The sequence below is a fragment of the Mesorhizobium sp. M0894 genome (assembly GCF_040319725.1).
Classification (GTDB): domain Bacteria; phylum Pseudomonadota; class Alphaproteobacteria; order Rhizobiales; family Rhizobiaceae; genus Mesorhizobium.
Genome location: NZ_JAMYOG010000014.1, coordinates 10,001 through 28,397 on the forward strand (window position 1 = coordinate 10,001; position 18,397 = coordinate 28,397).

The 18,397-nt window shown below is 63.8% G+C and carries 15 protein-coding genes (1 of these 15 only partly in view); 4 read left to right on the top strand and 11 right to left on the bottom strand.

From position 1 onward, the window contains the following. A protein-coding gene (locus tag NKH91_RS23515; protein WP_023722302.1) for a M23 family metallopeptidase crosses the window boundary here: on the top strand, positions 1-863 show its final stretch. The gene continues 1,096 nt to the left of window position 1, outside the view; 863 of the gene's 1,959 nt are visible here — the last part of the coding sequence; the start codon falls outside the window, past its left edge; it ends in the stop codon at positions 861-863. Between the two features lie 16 nt (positions 864-879). On the opposite strand, the gene NKH91_RS23520 is transcribed toward NKH91_RS23515, so the two are convergent. After that, complete coding sequence (locus NKH91_RS23520) at positions 880-2,439, bottom strand: MFS transporter (protein ID WP_352849365.1); 1,560 nt, start codon at positions 2,437-2,439, stop codon at positions 880-882. A gap of 170 nt (positions 2,440-2,609) precedes the next feature. Between NKH91_RS23520 and NKH91_RS23525 the strand changes: the two genes are divergently transcribed. Then, positions 2,610-3,242, top strand: a complete 633-nt coding sequence (locus NKH91_RS23525; protein ID WP_352849364.1) for a TMEM175 family protein — start codon at positions 2,610-2,612, stop codon at positions 3,240-3,242. A gap of 20 nt (positions 3,243-3,262) precedes the next feature. On the opposite strand, the gene NKH91_RS23530 is transcribed toward NKH91_RS23525, so the two are convergent. The 9 genes from NKH91_RS23530 to NKH91_RS23570 all read right to left on the bottom strand — a co-directional run bounded on the left by NKH91_RS23530 (position 3,263) and on the right by NKH91_RS23570 (position 15,915). Then, complete coding sequence (locus tag NKH91_RS23530) at positions 3,263-4,729, bottom strand: L,D-transpeptidase family protein (RefSeq protein WP_352496395.1); 1,467 nt, start codon at positions 4,727-4,729, stop codon at positions 3,263-3,265. Between the two features lie 235 nt (positions 4,730-4,964). Then, positions 4,965-5,330, bottom strand: a complete 366-nt coding sequence (locus NKH91_RS23535; protein WP_023722299.1) for an MmcQ/YjbR family DNA-binding protein — start codon at positions 5,328-5,330, stop codon at positions 4,965-4,967. Between the two features lie 100 nt (positions 5,331-5,430). Next, positions 5,431-8,037 (bottom strand): ATP-dependent chaperone ClpB, encoded by a 2,607-nt coding sequence (gene clpB / locus NKH91_RS23540; protein ID WP_352593542.1) that lies wholly within the window; start codon positions 8,035-8,037, stop codon positions 5,431-5,433. Between the two features lie 238 nt (positions 8,038-8,275). Further along, positions 8,276-9,235, bottom strand: coding sequence for a DUF4167 domain-containing protein (locus tag NKH91_RS23545; RefSeq protein WP_502899026.1), 960 nt, complete (start codon positions 9,233-9,235; stop codon positions 8,276-8,278). Between the two features lie 304 nt (positions 9,236-9,539). Further along, a complete protein-coding gene (gene prmC / locus NKH91_RS23550; RefSeq protein WP_352496392.1) occupies positions 9,540-10,418 on the bottom strand; it encodes a peptide chain release factor N(5)-glutamine methyltransferase in 879 nt (292 codons plus the stop codon). After that, positions 10,411-11,490, bottom strand: a complete 1,080-nt coding sequence (prfA, locus tag NKH91_RS23555) for a peptide chain release factor 1 (protein WP_352496391.1) — start codon at positions 11,488-11,490, stop codon at positions 10,411-10,413. The genes prmC and prfA overlap by 8 nt, the downstream gene beginning before the upstream one ends. Before the next feature lie 8 nt (positions 11,491-11,498). Next, positions 11,499-13,769, bottom strand: a complete 2,271-nt coding sequence (gene ptsP / locus NKH91_RS23560; RefSeq protein WP_352483551.1) for a phosphoenolpyruvate--protein phosphotransferase — start codon at positions 13,767-13,769, stop codon at positions 11,499-11,501. 130 nt (positions 13,770-13,899) lie between these two features. Beyond that, entirely contained in the window at positions 13,900-15,153 is a 1,254-nt protein-coding gene (locus NKH91_RS23565; protein WP_352496390.1) for an aspartate kinase, read from the bottom strand. Positions 15,154-15,348: 195 nt separating this feature from the next. After that, positions 15,349-15,915: a putative glycolipid-binding domain-containing protein gene (locus tag NKH91_RS23570; RefSeq protein WP_023722293.1), complete on the bottom strand. Its 567-nt coding sequence runs from the start codon at positions 15,913-15,915 to the stop codon at positions 15,349-15,351. Between the two features lie 217 nt (positions 15,916-16,132). On the opposite strand from NKH91_RS23570, the gene ubiG reads away from it, so the two are divergent. After that, positions 16,133-16,882, top strand: a complete 750-nt coding sequence (gene ubiG / locus NKH91_RS23575; protein ID WP_023722292.1) for a bifunctional 2-polyprenyl-6-hydroxyphenol methylase/3-demethylubiquinol 3-O-methyltransferase UbiG — start codon at positions 16,133-16,135, stop codon at positions 16,880-16,882. Positions 16,883-16,885: 3 nt separating this feature from the next. Here ubiG and NKH91_RS23580 read toward each other — a convergent pair whose 3' ends face one another. Continuing rightward, positions 16,886-17,791: a DMT family transporter gene (locus tag NKH91_RS23580; RefSeq protein WP_352849362.1), complete on the bottom strand. Its 906-nt coding sequence runs from the start codon at positions 17,789-17,791 to the stop codon at positions 16,886-16,888. Between the two features lie 96 nt (positions 17,792-17,887). On the opposite strand from NKH91_RS23580, the gene NKH91_RS23585 reads away from it, so the two are divergent. After that, positions 17,888-18,373, top strand: coding sequence for a MarR family winged helix-turn-helix transcriptional regulator (locus NKH91_RS23585; RefSeq protein WP_023722290.1), 486 nt, complete (start codon positions 17,888-17,890; stop codon positions 18,371-18,373). Positions 18,374-18,397: the final 24 nt, after the last annotated feature.

An 18,397-nucleotide genomic window follows, 5' to 3' on the forward strand; every position in this document is an offset into this window, starting at 1 on the left:
TGACGGCGTTCGACGATTCGCCTGCGCCCGTGGTGCGCGGCAATCTACCGAACGTCTATGACGGCATCTATCGCACCGCCTATTCCTACGGCATGTCCAAGGCGATGACGCAGCGGCTGATCAAGTTGCTGGCATCCGGTGTCGATTTCCAGTCGCGCCTCAGTCCCACGGATCGCATCGAGGTGCTGTTCTCGCAGCCCGATGGCGACGACCAGGCGTCCGACGAATCCGAGCTGCTTTACGTCTCCGCGACTTTCGGCGGCACGACGCGAAATTTCTACCGTTTCCAGATGCAGGACGGCAGCACCGACTATTTCGACGAAAACGGCAGCAGCGCCCAGCAGTTTCTGCTTCGCAATCCCTTGCCCAATGGCAGGTTTACGTCGGGGTTCGGTGCCAGGCGCCACCCCATTTTGGGGTATGTGAAAATGCATACCGGCACCGACTGGGCAGCTCCGGTGGGCTCGCCGATTATTGCCGCGGGCAACGGCGTCGTCGAAAAGGCCGGCTGGGCTGGCGGCTATGGCAAGCAGATCATCCTGCGGCACGCCAATGGTTACGAGACGTCCTACAATCACCAGAGCGCCTTTGCCAAGGGCATCGAGCCGGGTGTTCGCGTTCGCCAAGGTCAGGTTATCGGCTATCTCGGCTCAACCGGCCTCTCCACCGGTCCGCATCTTCATTACGAACTGATCGTCAACGGCACCAAGGTCGATTCGATGCGCGTCCGCCTGCCGGTCGGCAAAACGCTGAAAGGCGACGACCTCGTCGCCTTCAAGCGCGAGCGCGAACGCATCGACGACCTGCTCAAGCAGGAAGACAGCAATCAGCTGAAGGTAGCGAGCGCCAAGATCGAAGGCTGAGCCGACGTTTTCGTCGTCAGCCCTGCTGATTCGCCGTGTCGCGCGCCCATGGCAGCCGCTCGCCGGAAACCGTCATCCAGGCGGTGATTGCCGAAAGCAGGCAAAGCAGCGCGGTCACTGCGGCAACGGCCGCGAATGCCGCGTCGCTGGCGGCAAGCCGTGCCGCATCGAGACCGGGCGCCAGGCCGGCGGGCGCCGGTTCGCCGAAACCCGGAATGCCGGCACCGGTGCCGAGCACGGCAGCGTAGACCCAGGCCGCCAGCGATCCCATCGCCGCCACGGCAATCAGGCCGCCGATGCGCGAGACGGCGTTGTTGATGCCCGAGGCCGCACCCGTATCCTTGTCCTCGACCGCCGTCATGATGGCGGTCGAGAGCGGCGACACCACCAGCGCCATGCCGAACCCCATCAGCGCCATCAGCGGGAACACCCCCAACCAGAAATTGTGGATGCCCCAATAGGCCAGCAAGGCAAGCCCGGCAAAGGCAACAGCCACCACCAGACTGCCGCTGGCGATCGGAAAGCGAGGCCCGATGCGGTCGGACCACTGGCCGACCGGCCCGGACAGCAGCGCGATCAATGCCGACAGCGGCAGGAAGATGAAGCCGACCTCGGCCGTGCTCAGCCCCCATCCGGCGATCATGAGCATCGGCAGATAGAACAGATTGGCCGACAGCGCGAAATAAAGGAAGAAGGTCGCCACATTGGCGCCCGCAAACGCCCCAATCCGAAACAGCGATAGGTCGATCATCGGCTCGCGCCGCCGGCGTTCGAAGACTATGAACACGACGAGCAAAACTGCGCCGGCGGCAATACTCGGGCCGGACATCAGCCCCTCCCCGTCACCGCTCATCGAGGTCAGGCCGTAAGCGAGCGCTCCGAACGCCAATATGGCGAGTGCTGCGCCGCCGAGATCGAGGCTGCGCTTTTCCGCCGGCGCGTCGGCGGGAACCTTGGCCAGCAGAAGATAGATCGAGATAAGACCGAGCGGCAGGTTGATGGCGAAGATCGCCCGCCAGATGCCGTCGCCGAAGGCCGACAGCACGAAGCCGCCCAGCACCGGACCGAGCGCCACCGTCAGCGCTGATGCCGCCGCCCAGATGCCGATCGCCCGGCCGCGTTCCTTTTTCGGATAGGCTTTGGCGATAATGGCCAGGCTGCCCGGCACCATGACGGCCGCTCCAACACCCTGGATAGCCCGAAACGCAATAAGCACCGCCGGGTTAGGCGCCAACGCGCAGGCAAGCGAGGCGGCGACGAACAGGACGATGCCGGCGACGAAGGAATGGCGCAGGCCGAAGCGATCGCCAGCGGCGCCGCCGACGAGAATGAGGGCTGAAAGCGTCAATGCATAGGCATTGGAAATCCATTGCGCCTCGGCGAGGCTGGCGCCGAGATCGACGCGGATCGCCGGCGTCGCAATGGCCAGGACCGATCCGTCGATAAAGCCCAGCGCGGAAGCCAGGATCGCGGCGATCAGCACGAACCGCCGCTGCGCCTGCGGGCAGAACGTATCGGCCGGAAGTGAGCCGGTCAGGGGAACGGCGCCGATACCGACTTTGGTTGGCGTGTGCATGCCGCCTTACCTAGACCGCCGGCACGCCGCCGACAACCGGCCAGCAGGCTGTTCTCGTTGAAACCAGCCCGAACCTGGCCATGCAGGCAGGACCACACCAGTCCGGATGCAAACGGCAGATGCCGTGCTATGCTTCTTGCAGCGCGACTGGCAAGGGGGAAAATACCCGCATGAAACGACCGCTCGAACCGTCGGCGGAAGGGCGCGGGCGCGTCGTCGGCATCACCGACGGCGTGTTCGCCATCGCGCTCACCTTGATCGTCCTCGAGATCAGGGTGCCGGCACATAAAACGGTGCATTCCGAAAGCGAGTTGATCGCCGCGATCACAGCACTGGCGCCGCGTTTTCTGACCTATGCGCTCAGCTTCCTGACGCTGACCATCTTCTGGTTCGGCCAGCAGGCGCAGCACGGGCTGATCGCGAAGTCCGACAGGCGGCTTGCGACGCTGAACCTTTGTTTTCTCGGTTTCATCGCCTTGCTGCCGTTCTCGACCGATCTTTTGGCCGACTTCCTCGAATTCAGAACCGCCGTGCTCGTCTACTGGCTCAATCTTTTGATGCTCGGGCTGACGCTGCTCGCCAGTTGGCGCTATGCGGACAAAAACGGCCTCCTGGCGGAAGGCGTCGATGCGGAGACCACCCGAACGGTCTATCTGCGCATCGTCAAGGCGCAGATCCTGTGGGCGATCGGCGCTGCACTCTGCCTCGTCAGCCCGCTGCTCAGCGTCGGCTTCATGTTGGTGGTGCAGCTGATCTATGCGGCGGCGCCACGCGCGCGATTGCTGCGCAAGATCATCGGGTGAGTGGAGCGAAAACGCTCAACTCAGTCGACGAACTCCACCGTCACGCCGGGCGACACGATTTTGGCCAGCTCGCGCGCGTCCCAATTGGTCAGCCGCACGCAGCCATGGCTTTCGGTCTTGCCGATCTTGGACGGATCCGGGGTGCCGTGAATGCCATAGGTCGGCTTGTCCAGCGCAATCCAGACCGAGCCGACCGGACCGTTCGGCCCCGGCGGGATGGTCAGGATCCTGTCGTTTTCGCCCTGCTTGAAATTGATGTTCGGGTTGTAGGTGTAATTCGGATCCAACGCGACACGCGACACCGCATGGGTGCCGGACGGCGACGGCGTGTCCGACGAGCCGATGGTCGCCGGATAGGCCGCGACCAGCTTGCCCGCCGCATCATAGGCGCGGACCTGCTTGTTGGCCTTGTCGGCGATGATGCGCGCCACCGGCGTCGCCACCAGCCTGCCGAAATTGGCGACCTTGATGATGGTGCCGGGGCGGCTGAAATTGGCGTCCGGATTGAGCGATTTCAGATAGGCCTCGTCCATGTGGAAGCGCTCGGCCAGCGCCTCGGGCACCGACGTGTAGCCCATGCGGTCGAGCTGGGCCTTTTGGCTGTAGTCCTCCGGTATCGAGGCGACATAGGGGCCGGCCGCATCCTCGGGCGTGATCGTATAGGAGGCGAAGGCATCGCCACCGGATTGCGCCAGGGCGGCCTGGATGCCGATCGCATCGGTCGATTTCAGATTGCTGCCGGTGATCTCATTATAGGCGGCAAGCGCCTTGTCGACATTCGAGCCGAAGCGTCCGTCGATGACGCCTGGCGAAGAACCGGCACGGTCGAGCAGCACCTGCAGTGCCGCCACGTCCTGGCGGGCGCCGAGCGATAACGACGGGTCGACCGCCGTTTTGCCGCCAGTGCTTGGCGGCAAGGCCGCCTGCTCGCCCGGCACTGTCGGTTCGACCGGCTCGATCGAAGCCTCATTGAGCGGCTGGCGCTCAATGGTGCGCGGCTTCACCGGCTGCGCTTCCTCCGGAAAATTGTTGCCATAGCCGCCGTCATCCCGCGGCGCTTCGGGGAAGACTTCTGCCGAATTGTCGCCATAGGGGTCGTACTCGTCAGCCGGCGGCACGATGACCCTGCCTTCGTCTTCCAACCGCCTGCGACGGAACCGCGCCGTGTCCTCCGGATCGTCAAGATAATAGCGGTCGTCTTCGACCGGTCCGAGATTGCGCAGGCGCTCGCGGCGCAAGGCACGGCGATCGAGCCTGGTCTGCGGCGGCTGGATGGCGATAACCTTGCCGGTCTCCGCATCGACGATGACGCGGTTTCCCCTGGCGTCGTAATAGATGTCGAGATTGCCGTTCTGGGCGACAAGAATGCCGCCGTCATCGGCAGCACGACCCACCCGTGGCGCAGTATCCACTATCGGCGATGCCATCGTATTCGAAGCCAGCAGCCCGGCAGCAAGCGCTGAAAGGGTAAAGATGGTGCGCAACATGGTGGCCAAAATTCTCCGGTCCGTAATTGCCGCCGCCGGCATTGTCTCTCAAGAGCGCCGCGCGTCCTTTTGGGCTTAAGGACACTCTAACGCTTTAAATCTCCGCATCGTGCTTTGCGAAAATCAAAACTCGATTTCGGGCCGATGTGGTCGCGAACCCCTTCGCCAGCAAATCACTTGCGTACGATAAGGTTCCAATATGAACCGGGCATGAAGATGGCGGATTTCTGGCAGATCAACCGGCAATGAGTCCCAATTCCTTGCGCGCCTGCTTCGTCAGCTTCAGCGCGACGAGACGGTGGCTTTCGCGCAGATAATCCTTCAGCGCCTCGTCATCCATGCTTTCGCCTGTCTGGCGCTGGATCCATTTCATGCCGCGCGAGGCGAGATAGGGCGCCGGCCGAAGGCCCGGCTGTTCCCTCAGCACGTCATAGGCGATATCGGAGCATTTGAAGGTGACGAACGGCTCTTTGCCTTCACTCCAGCCGCCGATTGCAAACACCTTGCCGCCGACTTTCCAGACATGGGCGCCGCCCCACTGCACGACATGGGTCGTCGAAGGCAGCGAGGCGCAGAAGCTGTTATAATCGTCCAGTGTCATCTGCGCCCCGCCAATGATGGTAGACCATGAGATCATGGTCAAAAAAGAAGAGAGGAGCCCATCCCGATTCCATCGGGATGGAACAGGCTTTGGCTTGAAGTCAGGCGGCCGCCTCGGTTGCCACGACCGCCGGCTTCGAGCGGAAGTTCAGCCGGTCGGACCCGGCGGTGACCTTGACGGTCGAGCCGTCGAGGATCTCGCCGAGCAGGATCTTTTCCGCCAGCGGATCCTGCAATTCCTTCTGCATCACCCGCTTCAGCGGCCGCGCGCCGTAGGCCGGATCATAGCCCTTGGCCGCCAGCCAGTCGATCGCCTCCTGATCGAGCGAAAGCGCGATCTTGCGGTCGACAAGCAGGTTTTCCAGCCGCTTGAGCTGGATTTCGACGATGCGGCCCATATCCTGCCGGCGCAACCGGTGGAACAGGATCACCTCGTCGATGCGGTTGAGGAATTCCGGCCGGAACGAAGCCCTGACCACATTCATCACCTCGTCGCGCACCACGTCGACATCCTGGTCCTCGCCGAGATTGACCAGATATTCGGCGCCGAGGTTGGACGTCATGATGATCAGCGTGTTGCGGAAGTCGACCGTACGGCCCTGCCCGTCGGTCAGCCGGCCGTCGTCGAGCACCTGCAGCAGCACGTTGAACACGTCCGGATGCGCCTTCTCGATCTCGTCGAACAGCACGACCTGATAGGGCCGCCGCCGGATCGCTTCGGTCAGCGCGCCGCCTTCCTCATAGCCGACATAGCCTGGGGGCGCGCCGATCAGCCGGGCGACCGAGTGCTTCTCCATGAACTCCGACATGTCGATGCGCACCATGGCGCTCTCGTCGTCGAACAGGAAGCTGGCCAGTGCCTTGGTCAATTCGGTCTTGCCGACGCCCGTCGGTCCGAGGAACATGAACGAGCCGAGCGGCCGGTTCGGGTCCTGCAGGCCGGCGCGCGCACGGCGCACCGCTTTCGACACCGCCTGCACCGCCTCACCCTGGCCGACGACGCGCTTGCCGACCTCGTCTTCCATGCGCAACAGCTTGTCGCGTTCGCCTTCCAGCATCTTGTCGACCGGGATCCCCGTCCAGCGCGACACGATATGAGCGACGTGATCGGGGCCGACCACTTCCTCGACCATGCCGACCTTGCCATCCCTGGCTTCGGCCTGCTTCAGCTGCTTTTCGAGTTCCGGGATCTTGCCATAGGCAAGTTCGCCGGCGCGCTGGAATTCGCCCTTGCGCTGGGCAATGGCAAGTTCGTTGCGCGCCTCGTCGAGCTGCTTCTTGAGGTCGGCGGCAAGCCCGAGCTTCTGCTTCTCGGCCTGCCACTTCGAGGTCAGCTCGGTCGATTCCTCCTCGAGGTTCGAGAGTTCCTTCTCGAGCCGGGCGAGCCGGTCCTTCGAGGCATCGTCCTTCTCGACCTTGAGCGCCTCGCGCTCGATCTTGAGCTGCATGATGCGGCGATCGATCTCGTCCAGCGCCTCGGGCTTCGAATCGACCTGCATCCTGAGCCGCGAGGCGGCCTCGTCGACGAGATCGATCGCCTTGTCCGGCAAGAAGCGGTCGGCGATGTAGCGGTTTGACAGCGTAGCGGCCGCGACCAGCGCCGAATCCGAGATGCGCACCTTGTGGTGCTGCTCGTATTTCTCTTTCAGGCCGCGCAGGATCGAGACGGTGTCTTCGACCGTCGGCTCATTGACGAAGACCGGCTGGAAGCGGCGGGCAAGGGCCGCATCCTTCTCGACATGCTTGCGGTATTCGTCGAGCGTGGTGGCGCCGACGCAGTGCAGTTCGCCGCGGGCCAGCGCCGGCTTCAGCAGGTTCGACGCATCCATGGCGCCATCCGCCTTGCCGGCGCCGACCAGGGTGTGCATCTCGTCGATGAACAGGATGATGCCGCCGGCGGCAGACGTGACTTCGGAAAGCACCGCCTTCAGCCGCTCCTCGAACTCGCCGCGGTATTTGGCGCCGGCGATCAGCGACCCCATGTCGAGCGCCATCAGCTGCTTGTCCTTGAGCGATTCCGGCACATCGCCATTGACGATGCGCAGCGCCAGCCCTTCGGCGATCGCCGTTTTGCCGACGCCGGGTTCGCCGATCAGCACCGGGTTGTTCTTGGTGCGGCGCGACAGCACCTGGATGGTGCGGCGAATTTCGTCATCACGACCGATGACCGGATCAAGCTTGCCCGCGCGGGCGTCCGCCGTCAGGTCGCGCGCGTATTTCTTCAGCGCGTCGTAGCCCTGCTCGGCGCTCGCCGAATCGGCGGTGCGACCTTTGCGTACGTCGTTGATGACCTGGTTCAGCGCCTGCGGCGTGACACCGGCCTTGGACAGGATGTCGGCGGTCTTGGCCGACTTTTCCATGGCAAGCGCCTGCAGAAGCCGTTCGACGGTAACGAAGCTGTCACCGGCCTTCTTGGCCAGTTCCTCGGCGGTCGAGAACACCTTTGCCAGCGGCTGCGCCAAGTAGAGCTGGCCATTGCCGCCCTCGACCTTGGGCATTGCCTCCAGTGCCGTTTCGACGCCGAGCTTGACGTCACGGACATTGCCGCCGGCGCGCTCGATCAGCGACGCAGCCAGGCCCTCGTCGTCATCGACAAGGACCTTGAGGATATGCTCGGGGGTGAATTGCTGGTGGCTGCGGGAAAGCGCCATGGTTTGCGCGGACTGGATAAAGCCACGCACGCGCTCGGAATATTTTTCAAGATTCATGCCTGTCTCCTTCCGTCACCGGCCCGCTTCGCGGCACCGGATCAGATTGCGGTGACGGACCCGCCCGTTCGAGCCGGATCCTGTTCACGCAAGATATGGGACGCAAACCACGGACCCTCAAGACGCCTCGACACTGGCGAACGCATAATATTCCGAGCGCGCAAAAGGAAAACGGCGGAGATTTCTCTCCGCCGTCCAGGGTAAAGGATGCGCTAAGATCGTCTGAACGTTTCTTCGATCAATTCTCGACGTCGGCAATAATAGGTTGACCGCCGGCATCTTCAGCCGGCGCCGCATCGACATTGCCAGTTTCGGCACGGTCAGGGCCGGAACTGTCAGGGCCGGCATTGTCGTTGCCGCCATTTGCCTGTTCGACATCGAGGCGCGGACGACGCGGACGCCTGGGGCGGCGGGCCGGGCTGTTTTCGGCAGCAGCTTCGTTGAGCTCGGCCTGGGCGGCGAGACCCGCCGGCGAAAGGTTTTCGAATTGCGGTGCGGGCTCGCTCACAAAGACCGGCTCAGCGGCCGGCACGGGCTCCGCCTGCGCCGGCATCTCGTCGCGCTGTGGCTGTTGTTCGACGCGCTGGCCACCCTGCTGCTCGCCGCGCGCGCCATATTCGCCGCGCTGGCCGTTCTGACCGTAACCGCCATTGGGGCGACGGTCGCGGTGGCGTCCGCCATTGTTGTCGCGGCCGTCACGGTTATCGCGGCCGCCCCGATTGTCGCGGCTGTTTTCCTGGTTCAGAGCCAGTTCGGCCGGCGTGCCATCGATGACCGGCTGCGGGCCGGCACCGTGATTGGCCGACGCCGAGGCCTCGTTGGCATTGTTGTTGCCGGCATTGTCGAACTCGTCGCGATCCTCGTCGCCGTCATCGTCGAAATCGTCTCGATTCTGCTGCGCGTTCTGGATCGGCATCTGTGCCTGAGCGGCTGCGATGATGCGGTTATAGTGCTCGGCATGCTGGAGATAGTTTTCCGCCATCACCCGGTCGCCGGAGCTTTGCGCGTCACGGGCAAGGGTTGCGTACTTCTCGGCAATCTGCTGAGCCGATCCGCGGATCTTCACGTCCGGACCGTTGCTCTCATAGTTGCGCGTCAGGGGATTCGGCCCCTTTCGGTTGTTGTTGTTATTGTTGTTGCCGCCGCCGCCATTGTTGTTGCGACCGCGCATGCGCCTGTTTTGCTGTTGTGGCCTCATTAGACTCTCTTCACTTTGAAATTTTCGAAAAACTCTTCACGAACGGAGGCGCTCATGCGGCCAGCCGTTTCGTTCCTTCACCGGCGTTCGCCCGCATCAATTGCGTTGGCGCCACGTGCCATCCTGTTCCGGTTACTTCACTTGCCGGACGATTCCCGCACGAAGCTTGGGCGTCGTTTGCGCAAGAAGGCAGCTATTTCCAAGGAAAACCGAATCGCTAAGAGCACTGCCTGCTTCGTCTCATCCGGTTAAGGCGACCCTAGCCGCATTCCCCGGTATTGCCAAGCGCTTTTTTCGCACTGCATCACGGCTTCCACCGTTCGAACACAAGAACTCTGTCGTTTCCGCCGAGATCACGAAACACCCCGACCGGACAGTACCCGGCCGCGGAGAATATCCCCGTAACCTGTTGGTGCTGCGTATGGCCGATCTCGACCGCAATCCTGCCTTGGAGTTCCAGATAGGCTGCCGCTCCTGCGGCGATCTTCCTGTAGGGGCTCAGACCGTCCACGCCGCCATCCAGGGCCTGGCGTGGATCGAAACCGCGGACCTCGTCCTGCAGATTTCCAATGTCGTCTGAGGGTATATAGGGAGGGTTTGCGACAATTACATGGTACCGGCCAGAAACTTTTTCAAACCAGTCGGATTTGAGCGCCGTGAACCGACCGGCGAGCCCCAATTCCCCGGCATTACGCATGGCCGTGACCAGCGCCTCTCGCGAAATGTCGACGCCGGTGGCGGTCGCGGCCGGGACAGCGCTGAGCAGCGCCAGCGCGATGGCACCGGTGCCGGTCCCCAGATCGAGGACGCGGCAGCCGCCTTCGCGTGCCGCCACTGCCTTGACGAAGGGCAGTATAGCCTCGACCAGCGTTTCGGTATCCGGCCGCGGCTCCAGCGTTTGCGGCGAAAGCGACAGGCGCAAGCCGTAGAATTCGCGATAGCCGAGGATGCGGTGCACCGGCTCGCCGGCGATACGCCGCCGCAGTGCGGCATCGATCGCTGCTCTCACGCCCGCATCGACCGTTTGCTCGGGATCGGCGATGGCCTGCGTGCGGGTCGTGCCGGAAAAATGCTCGACGATCAGCCTGGCATCGAGCGCCGGATCCGCGATCCCGGCCGCGGTAAGCCGGTTTCGCGCCTCCCGCAACAGTGAGGCGAGCGTGCCGGGGAGGCCGTCAGCCATCGAGGCCGATATCGGCGAGCAGCTTCGACTGGTGATCGGCGATCAGCGCGTCGATGATCTCGTCAAGCTCACCCATCATCACCCGGTCGAGCTTGTAGAGCGTCAGGTTGATGCGATGATCGGTGACGCGCCCTTGCGGAAAATTATAGGTGCGGATGCGTTCCGAGCGGTCGCCCGAGCCGACCTGCGACTTGCGCGATTCGGAGCGTTCCTCGTCCGCCTTGCTGCGCTCGAGGTCGTAGAGCCTGGCGCGCAGGATCTGCATGGCCTTCGCCCGGTTCTGGTGCTGCGACTTTTCCGCCTGCACCACCATGATGCCGGTCGGCAGATGGGAGATGCGCACGGCCGAATCGGTGGTGTTGACGTGCTGGCCGCCGGAACCCGAGGCGCGCATCGTGTCGATGCGGATGTCTTCGGCCCTGATGTCGATATCGACCTCTTCCGCTTCCGGCAACACCGCGACCGTCGCCGCCGAGGTATGGATGCGCCCGCCCGCCTCCGTCGTCGGCACACGCTGCACGCGGTGCACGCCGGATTCGAATTTCAGATGCGCAAAGACGCCCTTGCCCGAAACGGTGGCTATGATTTCCTTGTAGCCGCCGACCTCGCCCTCGCTGGCCGACACCGTCTCGAAACGCCAGCCATGCGCCGCGGCATAGCGCTCGTACATGCGAAACAGGTCGCCGGCGAAAAGTGCCGCCTCGTCACCGCCGGTGCCGGCGCGGATTTCGAGGATGGCGTTCTTTTCGTCGGCGGCATCCCTTGGCAACAGCAGGATTTGGATGTCCTGCTGCAGCGCCTCGATGCGATGCTTGACCCCTGGCAGATCGGCCTCGGCCAAGGCCCGCATCTCGGCGTCGGTGCCCTTGTCGGCGAGCATCGCCTCCAGATCGGCCTGTTCGCGCTCCGCGGCGCGCAGCGCCCTGATCTTTGCCACCATCTCCTGGATGTCGGCATATTCGGAGGCCATCCTGACATAGGCGTCCGCCGCCGGCCCGGCCGACATCTGCGCTTCGAGCATGTCGAAACGCTTGACGACTTGGTCCATACGGTCGCGGGGCAGGTTGATCATGGCGAAGTCTATAGCGGTATGGAGCGGTCGTCGGCAAAGGCTTGCAGCAGCGCCCGCATCGGCAGGCCTTGCGCCGGCGCCATCAGATTGTCGTCGAAGAACGCTTCCAGTTCGCTGAGCGGCAGTTCCGTCAGCATCGCCTTGACCGGGCCGATCGAAGCCGGCGACATCGAGATCGAGCGATAGCCAAGGCCGATCAGCGCCATCGCCGAAATCGGCTTGCCGGCAAGTTCGCCGCACAGGGTCACCGGCGTATGGTTGCGCGCTCCGGCGTCGGCAATTTTCTTCAAAACACGCAGGAACGGCGTCGAGAGCGGGTCGAAGCGGTCGGACAATTGGGTGTTGCCGCGATCCACCGCCATGACGAACTGGAACAGATCGTTCGAGCCGACCGAGACGAAATCGACCGCCTTCATCAACTCGTCGAGCTGGAACAGCAGCGACGGCACCTCCAGCATCGCGCCCACCTTGAGGCTGGTCGGCAAATGATGGGCAAAGCGCGACAAATGCCGCACCTCGCGATCGATGATCTCGCGCGCCTGCACGATCTCGCCGAGTTCCGTCACCATTGGCAGCATCAGCTTCAGTTCGCGCCCGCCGCACGCCTTGAGCAGTGCGCGGATCTGGGTGCGCAGCAGGCCGGGCCGGTCGAGCGTCAGGCGGATGGCGCGCCAGCCGAGCGCCGGGTTCTCCTCCTGGATCGACCCCTTGAAATAGGGCAGCACCTTGTCGCCGCCGATATCGATGGTGCGGAACGTCACCGGCTTGCCGCGCGCCGCCTCGAGCACGTCGCGATAGAGCCGCTCCTGCGCTTCGGCGCGCGGAAAAGTCGAGGCGACCATGAATTGCAGCTCGGTGCGGAACAGGCCGATGCCGGCCGCGCCAGCTTCGGCCAGTTGCGGCAGGTCGACCGCCAGCCCGGCATTCATCAGAAGATCGACCTGGACACCGTCCTTGGTCACCGACGGCTTCTTGCGCAGCTCGCGGTAGACCTCCTGCCGCCGCGCCCTGAAGCGCACTTTCTCGGCATAGGCCGCCTCGAGGTCGGGCTGCGGGCGCAGATGGATCGCGCCTTCCTCGCCGTCGACGATGATGGCATCGCCGTTTTCCGCCATGGAAACGGCGCCCTTCATCTGGCCGGCGACCGGTATGCCCATCGCACGGGCCACGATGACGACATGGCTGGTCGCCGCGCCGTCCTCCAGCACCAGTCCGCGCAGCTTGTCTCTGGGATAGTCAAGCAGCTCGGCAGCACCCATCGAGCGGGCGACGATAATGGCGTCCTTGGGCAGCGAGGCCGCGACGTCCTCCGGTCCGCGCCCCATAAGCTGCCGCAGCAACCGGTTGGCGAGATCGTCGAAATCGCTCATCCGTTCGCGCAGATACGGATCGGTCATGTGCAGCATGCGGGCACGCATGTCGCTCTGCACCTTTTCGACCGCCGCTTCGGCCGTCAGGCCGTTGCGGATCGCCTCCTCCAGCCGGCGTACCCAGCCACGGTCGTTGGCGAACATGCGATAGGCTTCGAGCACCTGGCGATGCTCGCCCTCGAAGGCGACGTCGCGGCGCTCCAGCATGTCGTCGATGGAGAGCCTGAGCGAGCCGAGGGACGCGTCGAGCCGCCTGACCTCCTCCTCGCTGTCCTCGTTGAACAGGTTGGTGACGACAATGCGCGGCTCGTGCAGCACCACATGGCCGAGCCCGACGCCTTCATTGAAGGACAGGCCGGTAAAGCTTACCGGGCGACGCAGATCGAGCTCGAGGCCGGGGCGCGTCAGCCGCTCCAGATCGCCGGTGGCGATCATCTCGGCGATCACCATCGCCGTCGTTTCCAGCGCCTCGACCTCGTCGTCTCGATAATGGCGCATGGTCTTGTTCTGCACGACCAGGACGCCGAGCGTCCGCCCTGCCCTCAGCACCGGCACGCCGAGGAAGGAATTGTAGATTTCTTCCCCGGTCTCCGGCAGGTAGGCGAAGGCAGGATGCTCCTGTGCATTGGAAAGGTTGAGCGGCCGCGCCGAGGCCGCGATCGTGCCGACCAGGCCTTGACCCAGCCTGAGCTGCGCCAGGTGGACGGCGTTCGGGTTCAGGCCTTCGGTGGCGTAGAGCTCGAGCACCGAATCGGCGCGCAGCACATAGAGCGAGCAGACCTCGGCAACCATGTTGGAGGCGATGTCGCGCACGATCCGGTCAAGCCGCTCCTGCGGCTCCAGCGGCTCTTGCATGAGCTCGCGGAGCCGTTTCAGCAAAACGCGCGGGCCACTGGCCGAATCACGCATCGCGGCTTCTTCTCCAATAGCATTTCAGCCGGTGCAGGTTGCCCTGCACAGCGGCACAAACGCAACAACTCAATTAGAGCGCCGTGCGTCCAATCGGACGCATAAAGGCCGCTCCAAGACTTTCGATCTGCTACTGCTTATCCAGACCGTAGACGGAATGCAAAGTGCGAACTGCTAGTTCCGTATAGGGACCGTCGATCAGGATCGAAATCTTGATTTCGGACGTTGTAATGGCGCGGATGTTGATCGACCTGTCGGCCAGCGCCTTGAAGGCGGTGGCGGCGACGCCGGCATGGCTGCGCATGCCGATGCCGATGACCGAGACTTTTGACATGCCGGCTTCCGACTGCACCACATCGTAGCCGATCGTCGCCTTCAGCCGTTCGAGCACGGCAAGCGCCTTGTCGACGTCGCCGGATGGCACGGTGAAGGTCATATCGGTGAACTTGCCGTCCTCGGAAATGTTCTGGACGATCATGTCGACGTTGATGTTGGCCTCGGCGAGCGGCCCGAAAATGCCGGCGGCGACGCCCGGCCGGTCGCCGACGCGGCGCAGCGATATCTGCGCCTCGTCCTTGGCATAGGCAATTCCGGTGACGACCTGCTGTTCCACGATCTCTTCCTCGTCGCAAATAAGCGTTCCCGGCGGATTGAGCAAATCCCCCATTCCGGGTGCATCGGGATCGTCGAAGGACGACCGCACAAAGGTACGCACCCTGTGCACCATGGCAAGCTCGACCGAGCGCACCTGCAGGACCTTGGCGCCCAGCGAGGCCATTTCGAGCATTTCCTCGAAGGAAATCTTGGCCAGCCGCCGCGCCTTCGGCTCGATGCGCGGATCGGTCGTGTAGACCCCGTCGACATCGGTGTAGATGTCGCAGCGGTCGGCCTTGACCGCCGCCGCGATGGCGACAGCGCTGGTATCGGAACCGCCGCGGCCGAGCGTTGCGATCCGGTTGTCCGGCCCGATGCCCTGGAAACCGGCCACCACCGCCACCTGGCCTTCGCCGAAGCGCTTGATCAGGAACGCGCCGTCAATATCGAGAATGCGCGCCGCGCCATGCGCGTTGTCGGTCTTGATCGGGATCTGCCAGCCTTGCCAGGAGCGGGCATGCACGCCGATATTCTGCAGCGCGATCGCCAGCAAGCCGGCGGTGACCTGCTCGCCGGCCGCGACGACGGCGTCATATTCGCGCGCATCGTGCATCGGCGAGGCCTCGCGCGTCCAATGCACGAGCTCGTTGGTCTTGCCGGCCATCGCCGAGACCACGACGGCGACCTCATGGCCGGCATCGACCTCGCGTTTGACGTGACGCGCCACATTGCGGATGCGGGCGATGTCGGCGACGGACGTTCCGCCGAATTTCATCACGATGCGCGCCATGGAAGCGAAATGCCTTTGACTGAATGCCGGACCGAGGGCCGAAAAGCGGAAATGCGTCCGACCGGGCCGGACGCTCAATGCGCGGCCTCCTTAGCCAAATGATCGCGGTTTCGCAAGGCATGCCGCCGCTGCCGGCCAGGCGACACACGAGCGCAGTGTCACGCCTGCACTGCTTGTTGGCAAATGCCGCTCGCTTCAGCCCTGCAGTGCCGTGGCTCTCCACAGGCGCGGATAATCGAGGACGAAACCGAGCGGCGAGACCTCCAGCATCTCGTTGTAGCCGAACAGCGGCGCGGCATAGGCGTAGTGTGCTGCATCGACGCGCTGATAGGTCTGTTCCAGGTGCGTCAGCCTCAGGTCGGGAAATGTCAGATAGGCCGCCGGGGCGGGCGTCGCGGTGCCGACATCGAGGGCAAAACGGCGGAGCGCCAAAAGGTTTGTGGCAGGCGTGAAGCCGAGATCGACATCGATGAGACCGTCGGCTTCCGCTTGATGCTCGCCGTTCAGCGTCCATTGGCGCTCGGTAAGCCGGTCGATGCCATAATGCAGCTCTTGCGTGCCGAGGAAGCCGTCGGCACGCGCCGAGCGCGTATGCCAGCCGGTATCGCAGTCCACCTCGTAGGCGATGCTGCACGGCTTGCCGTCCTGGACGAAAAGCGCGTGTCCCCTGAGGTTCCACCCGGAACTCGCTTCCGACAGCAGGCAAGCGTCGTGGCCTTCCTGGTCAAGCCGGCGCCAAAGAATGGAAGCAACCGTTCGCATCGTTGTGCACTCCTTCGATCACCATGTCTCTGCTTCGTCCGCCAGGGCATTGGTGTTTCCTTCCGGGACACCATCAACTGACATGTGCTGACACAATTGCCTCCGGCAAAAGGCGGTGCTGTCAGGCATCACGCGCATCGCGCTGCCGGCGGTGAATTTCGCGCCTTGACATTCGCAGCCTTGCGCCCGACTTCCTAGCGTCCGAGGAGACCACGCCATGCCAGAGCCCCGACGATCGACGATCGATGCCGGAGAGGTGGAACGATTTTCCGCCCTTGCCGCCGAATGGTGGAACCCGAACGGCAAGTTCCGCCCGCTGCATAAGTTCAACCCGATCCGGCTTGCCTATATCCGTGACCAGGTGGCGGCCCGCTTCGGCCGTGATCCGCGTGCGGCACGGCCGTTCGAAGGCCTGCGCTTCCTCGACATAGGCTGCGGCGGCGGGCTTTTGTGCGAGCCGATGGCGCGGCTTGGCGCCGAAGTGGTCGGCGCCGATGCCTCCGCCACCAACATCGAAGTGGCCAAGCTGCATGCGGCGGAAGTCGGCGTGAGCGTTGACTACCGCGCCATGACCGCGGAAGACCTGGCCGATGCCGGCGAAAAATTCGACGTCATCCTCAACATGGAAGTGGTCGAGCATGTCGCCGATGTCGATCTGTTCCTGGCCAAATGCGGCGAGATGGTCAAGCCCGGCGGCATCATGTTCGTCGCCACCATCAACCGCACGCTGAAGGCCCTGGGCCTGGCCATCATCGGCGCCGAATATGTGCTGCGCTGGCTGCCCCGCGGCACCCACCAGTTCGGCAAGCTGGTGCGCCCCGAGGAACTCGAAAAGGCGCTTGCCGGCGCCGGCCTGACCGTCATCGACCGCACCGGGGTCACCTACAGCCCGCTCGCCGATCGCTGGCAGCGGTCGAAGGACATGGATGTCAACTACATGGTGCTGGCGGAGAAGGTATCCGTCTGAAGCTTACGCCTTCTGGCCATATGTCTTCTGGCTTTGCGCCTTGGTGGTGATGAACACGCCGGCGGTGATGATGGCGGCACCGGCCCAGGTCAGCAACTGATAGCGCTCGCCGAGGAAGAGCGTCCCGGCAAACAGCCCGACCGCCGCCGCCACATAGCCGATCTGGCTGAGATAGACCGGGCCGCCGACCGCTTGCAGGCGGAAGAAGAAGGCGAACATCGCCGAGGCTGATGCCGCCTGTGCCGCAGCGACCAGCGGCACGCCGCCGAGCGACCCGAATGCATTGCCGCCCAGCAGGATCAGAATGCCGGCAAGCAGCATCAAGGCTGCTGCCAGATGGCTGCCGACGGCAAGCTCGATCGGGCCGGTGTCTTCAGGCCAGTCGACGGTGCGGTAGATGTTGCCGGCGGCGAGGCTGACCGGGATGAGCAGGCCCATCGCCACCCAGAAAAATTCGGCCGGATGGCCCGCTTCCCCGCGCGTCACGGCCACCATGACTGCGCCCACGAAACCGACGACTATGCCGACGATGCCCAGCATGGTCGGGCGCCTGACCCCGAGCAGCATCGAGAACACCAGCGTGACGACCGGCGACAGCGTGAACATGATGCCGCTGTAGCCGGCGCCCAGATGCGGAATGGCTGAAAACATCAGCAGATTGGGGATTGCGTAGGAGACGGCCGCGGTGACAAAGAAATAGCGCAGCCTGTGCGGCGAAAGCCGCATGCGCTGCCCGTTGAGCAGCAATGCGCACAAAAGCACGCCGCCGGCGCCAAGCGAGATGACGAAGGCCCAGACCATGGCGGGGACGCCGGCCGCCGTCGCGATCTTGCCGAACGGCAGCGTCAGGCCGAGCAGTCCACCGGTGACGACCAGAAGGCCAAGCGCCGAGTCCCAGAGAAATTTCATCGCCGTCCCATCGCCTGTTCGCACTTGGCCGATACCACAAGCTGAGGTACGATAAGGTAAAGATTCTTCACGTCAAGATACATAACGGTGAGAGACATGGATCGCGCAGCAAAAGCGATCGAGCAGTGGAAAAAGGAACGGCCGGATCTCGATGTCTCGCCGATGGCCGTGCTCGGACGGTTGAACGAGGCTGCCTCGTTGATCGCGCGGGAGCGGCTGGCGCCGCTGTTTGCAAGTTACGGACTGCAATCCGGAGAATTCGATGTGCTGGCGACGCTGCGTCGTTCCGGGCCGCCATACGCGCTGACGCCGACCGCTCTGTACGAGGCGACGATGGTGACATCGGGCGCGATGACCAACCGCCTCGATCGGCTCGAGAAATCCGGCTTGATCAAGCGCGGGCCACATCCCGACGATCGCCGCGGCATCGTCGTACAACTGACCCGGAAGGGCCTCGCTTTGATCGACGAGGCGGTTGCCGCGCACGTTGCCAACGAGCACGAGATACTTTCCGGCCTGATACGCCCGGAGCAGGTCATGCTGGCACGCCTGCTCGAAAAATTGATCGCGAGCCTAGGCTAACCAAACCGGCCAAAAAGGGCCGGC

Bases quoted from the DNA above. Each gene is read 5' to 3' on its own strand.
- ubiG (WP_023722292.1), top strand. From the start codon at position 16,133: ATGCCAGAGCCCCGACGATCGACGATCGATGCCGGAGAGGTGGAACGA.
- NKH91_RS23535 (WP_023722299.1), bottom strand. From the start codon at position 5,330: ATGACACTGGACGATTATAACAGCTTCTGCGCCTCGCTGCCTTCGACG.
- NKH91_RS23525 (WP_352849364.1), top strand. From the start codon at position 2,610: ATGAAACGACCGCTCGAACCGTCGGCGGAAGGGCGCGGGCGCGTCGTC.
- ptsP (WP_352483551.1), bottom strand. From the start codon at position 13,769: ATGCGTGATTCGGCCAGTGGCCCGCGCGTTTTGCTGAAACGGCTCCGC.
- clpB (WP_352593542.1), bottom strand. From the start codon at position 8,037: ATGAATCTTGAAAAATATTCCGAGCGCGTGCGTGGCTTTATCCAGTCC.
- prmC (WP_352496392.1), bottom strand. From the start codon at position 10,418: ATGGCTGACGGCCTCCCCGGCACGCTCGCCTCACTGTTGCGGGAGGCG.
- prfA (WP_352496391.1), bottom strand. From the start codon at position 11,490: ATGATCAACCTGCCCCGCGACCGTATGGACCAAGTCGTCAAGCGTTTC.
- NKH91_RS23585 (WP_023722290.1), top strand. From the start codon at position 17,888: ATGGATCGCGCAGCAAAAGCGATCGAGCAGTGGAAAAAGGAACGGCCG.
- NKH91_RS23570 (WP_023722293.1), bottom strand. From the start codon at position 15,915: ATGCGAACGGTTGCTTCCATTCTTTGGCGCCGGCTTGACCAGGAAGGC.
- NKH91_RS23565 (WP_352496390.1), bottom strand. From the start codon at position 15,153: ATGGCGCGCATCGTGATGAAATTCGGCGGAACGTCCGTCGCCGACATC.
- NKH91_RS23580 (WP_352849362.1), bottom strand. From the start codon at position 17,791: ATGAAATTTCTCTGGGACTCGGCGCTTGGCCTTCTGGTCGTCACCGGT.
- NKH91_RS23520 (WP_352849365.1), bottom strand. From the start codon at position 2,439: ATGCACACGCCAACCAAAGTCGGTATCGGCGCCGTTCCCCTGACCGGC.
- NKH91_RS23545 (WP_502899026.1), bottom strand. From the start codon at position 9,235: ATGAGGCCACAACAGCAAAACAGGCGCATGCGCGGTCGCAACAACAAT.
- NKH91_RS23530 (WP_352496395.1), bottom strand. From the start codon at position 4,729: ATGTTGCGCACCATCTTTACCCTTTCAGCGCTTGCTGCCGGGCTGCTG.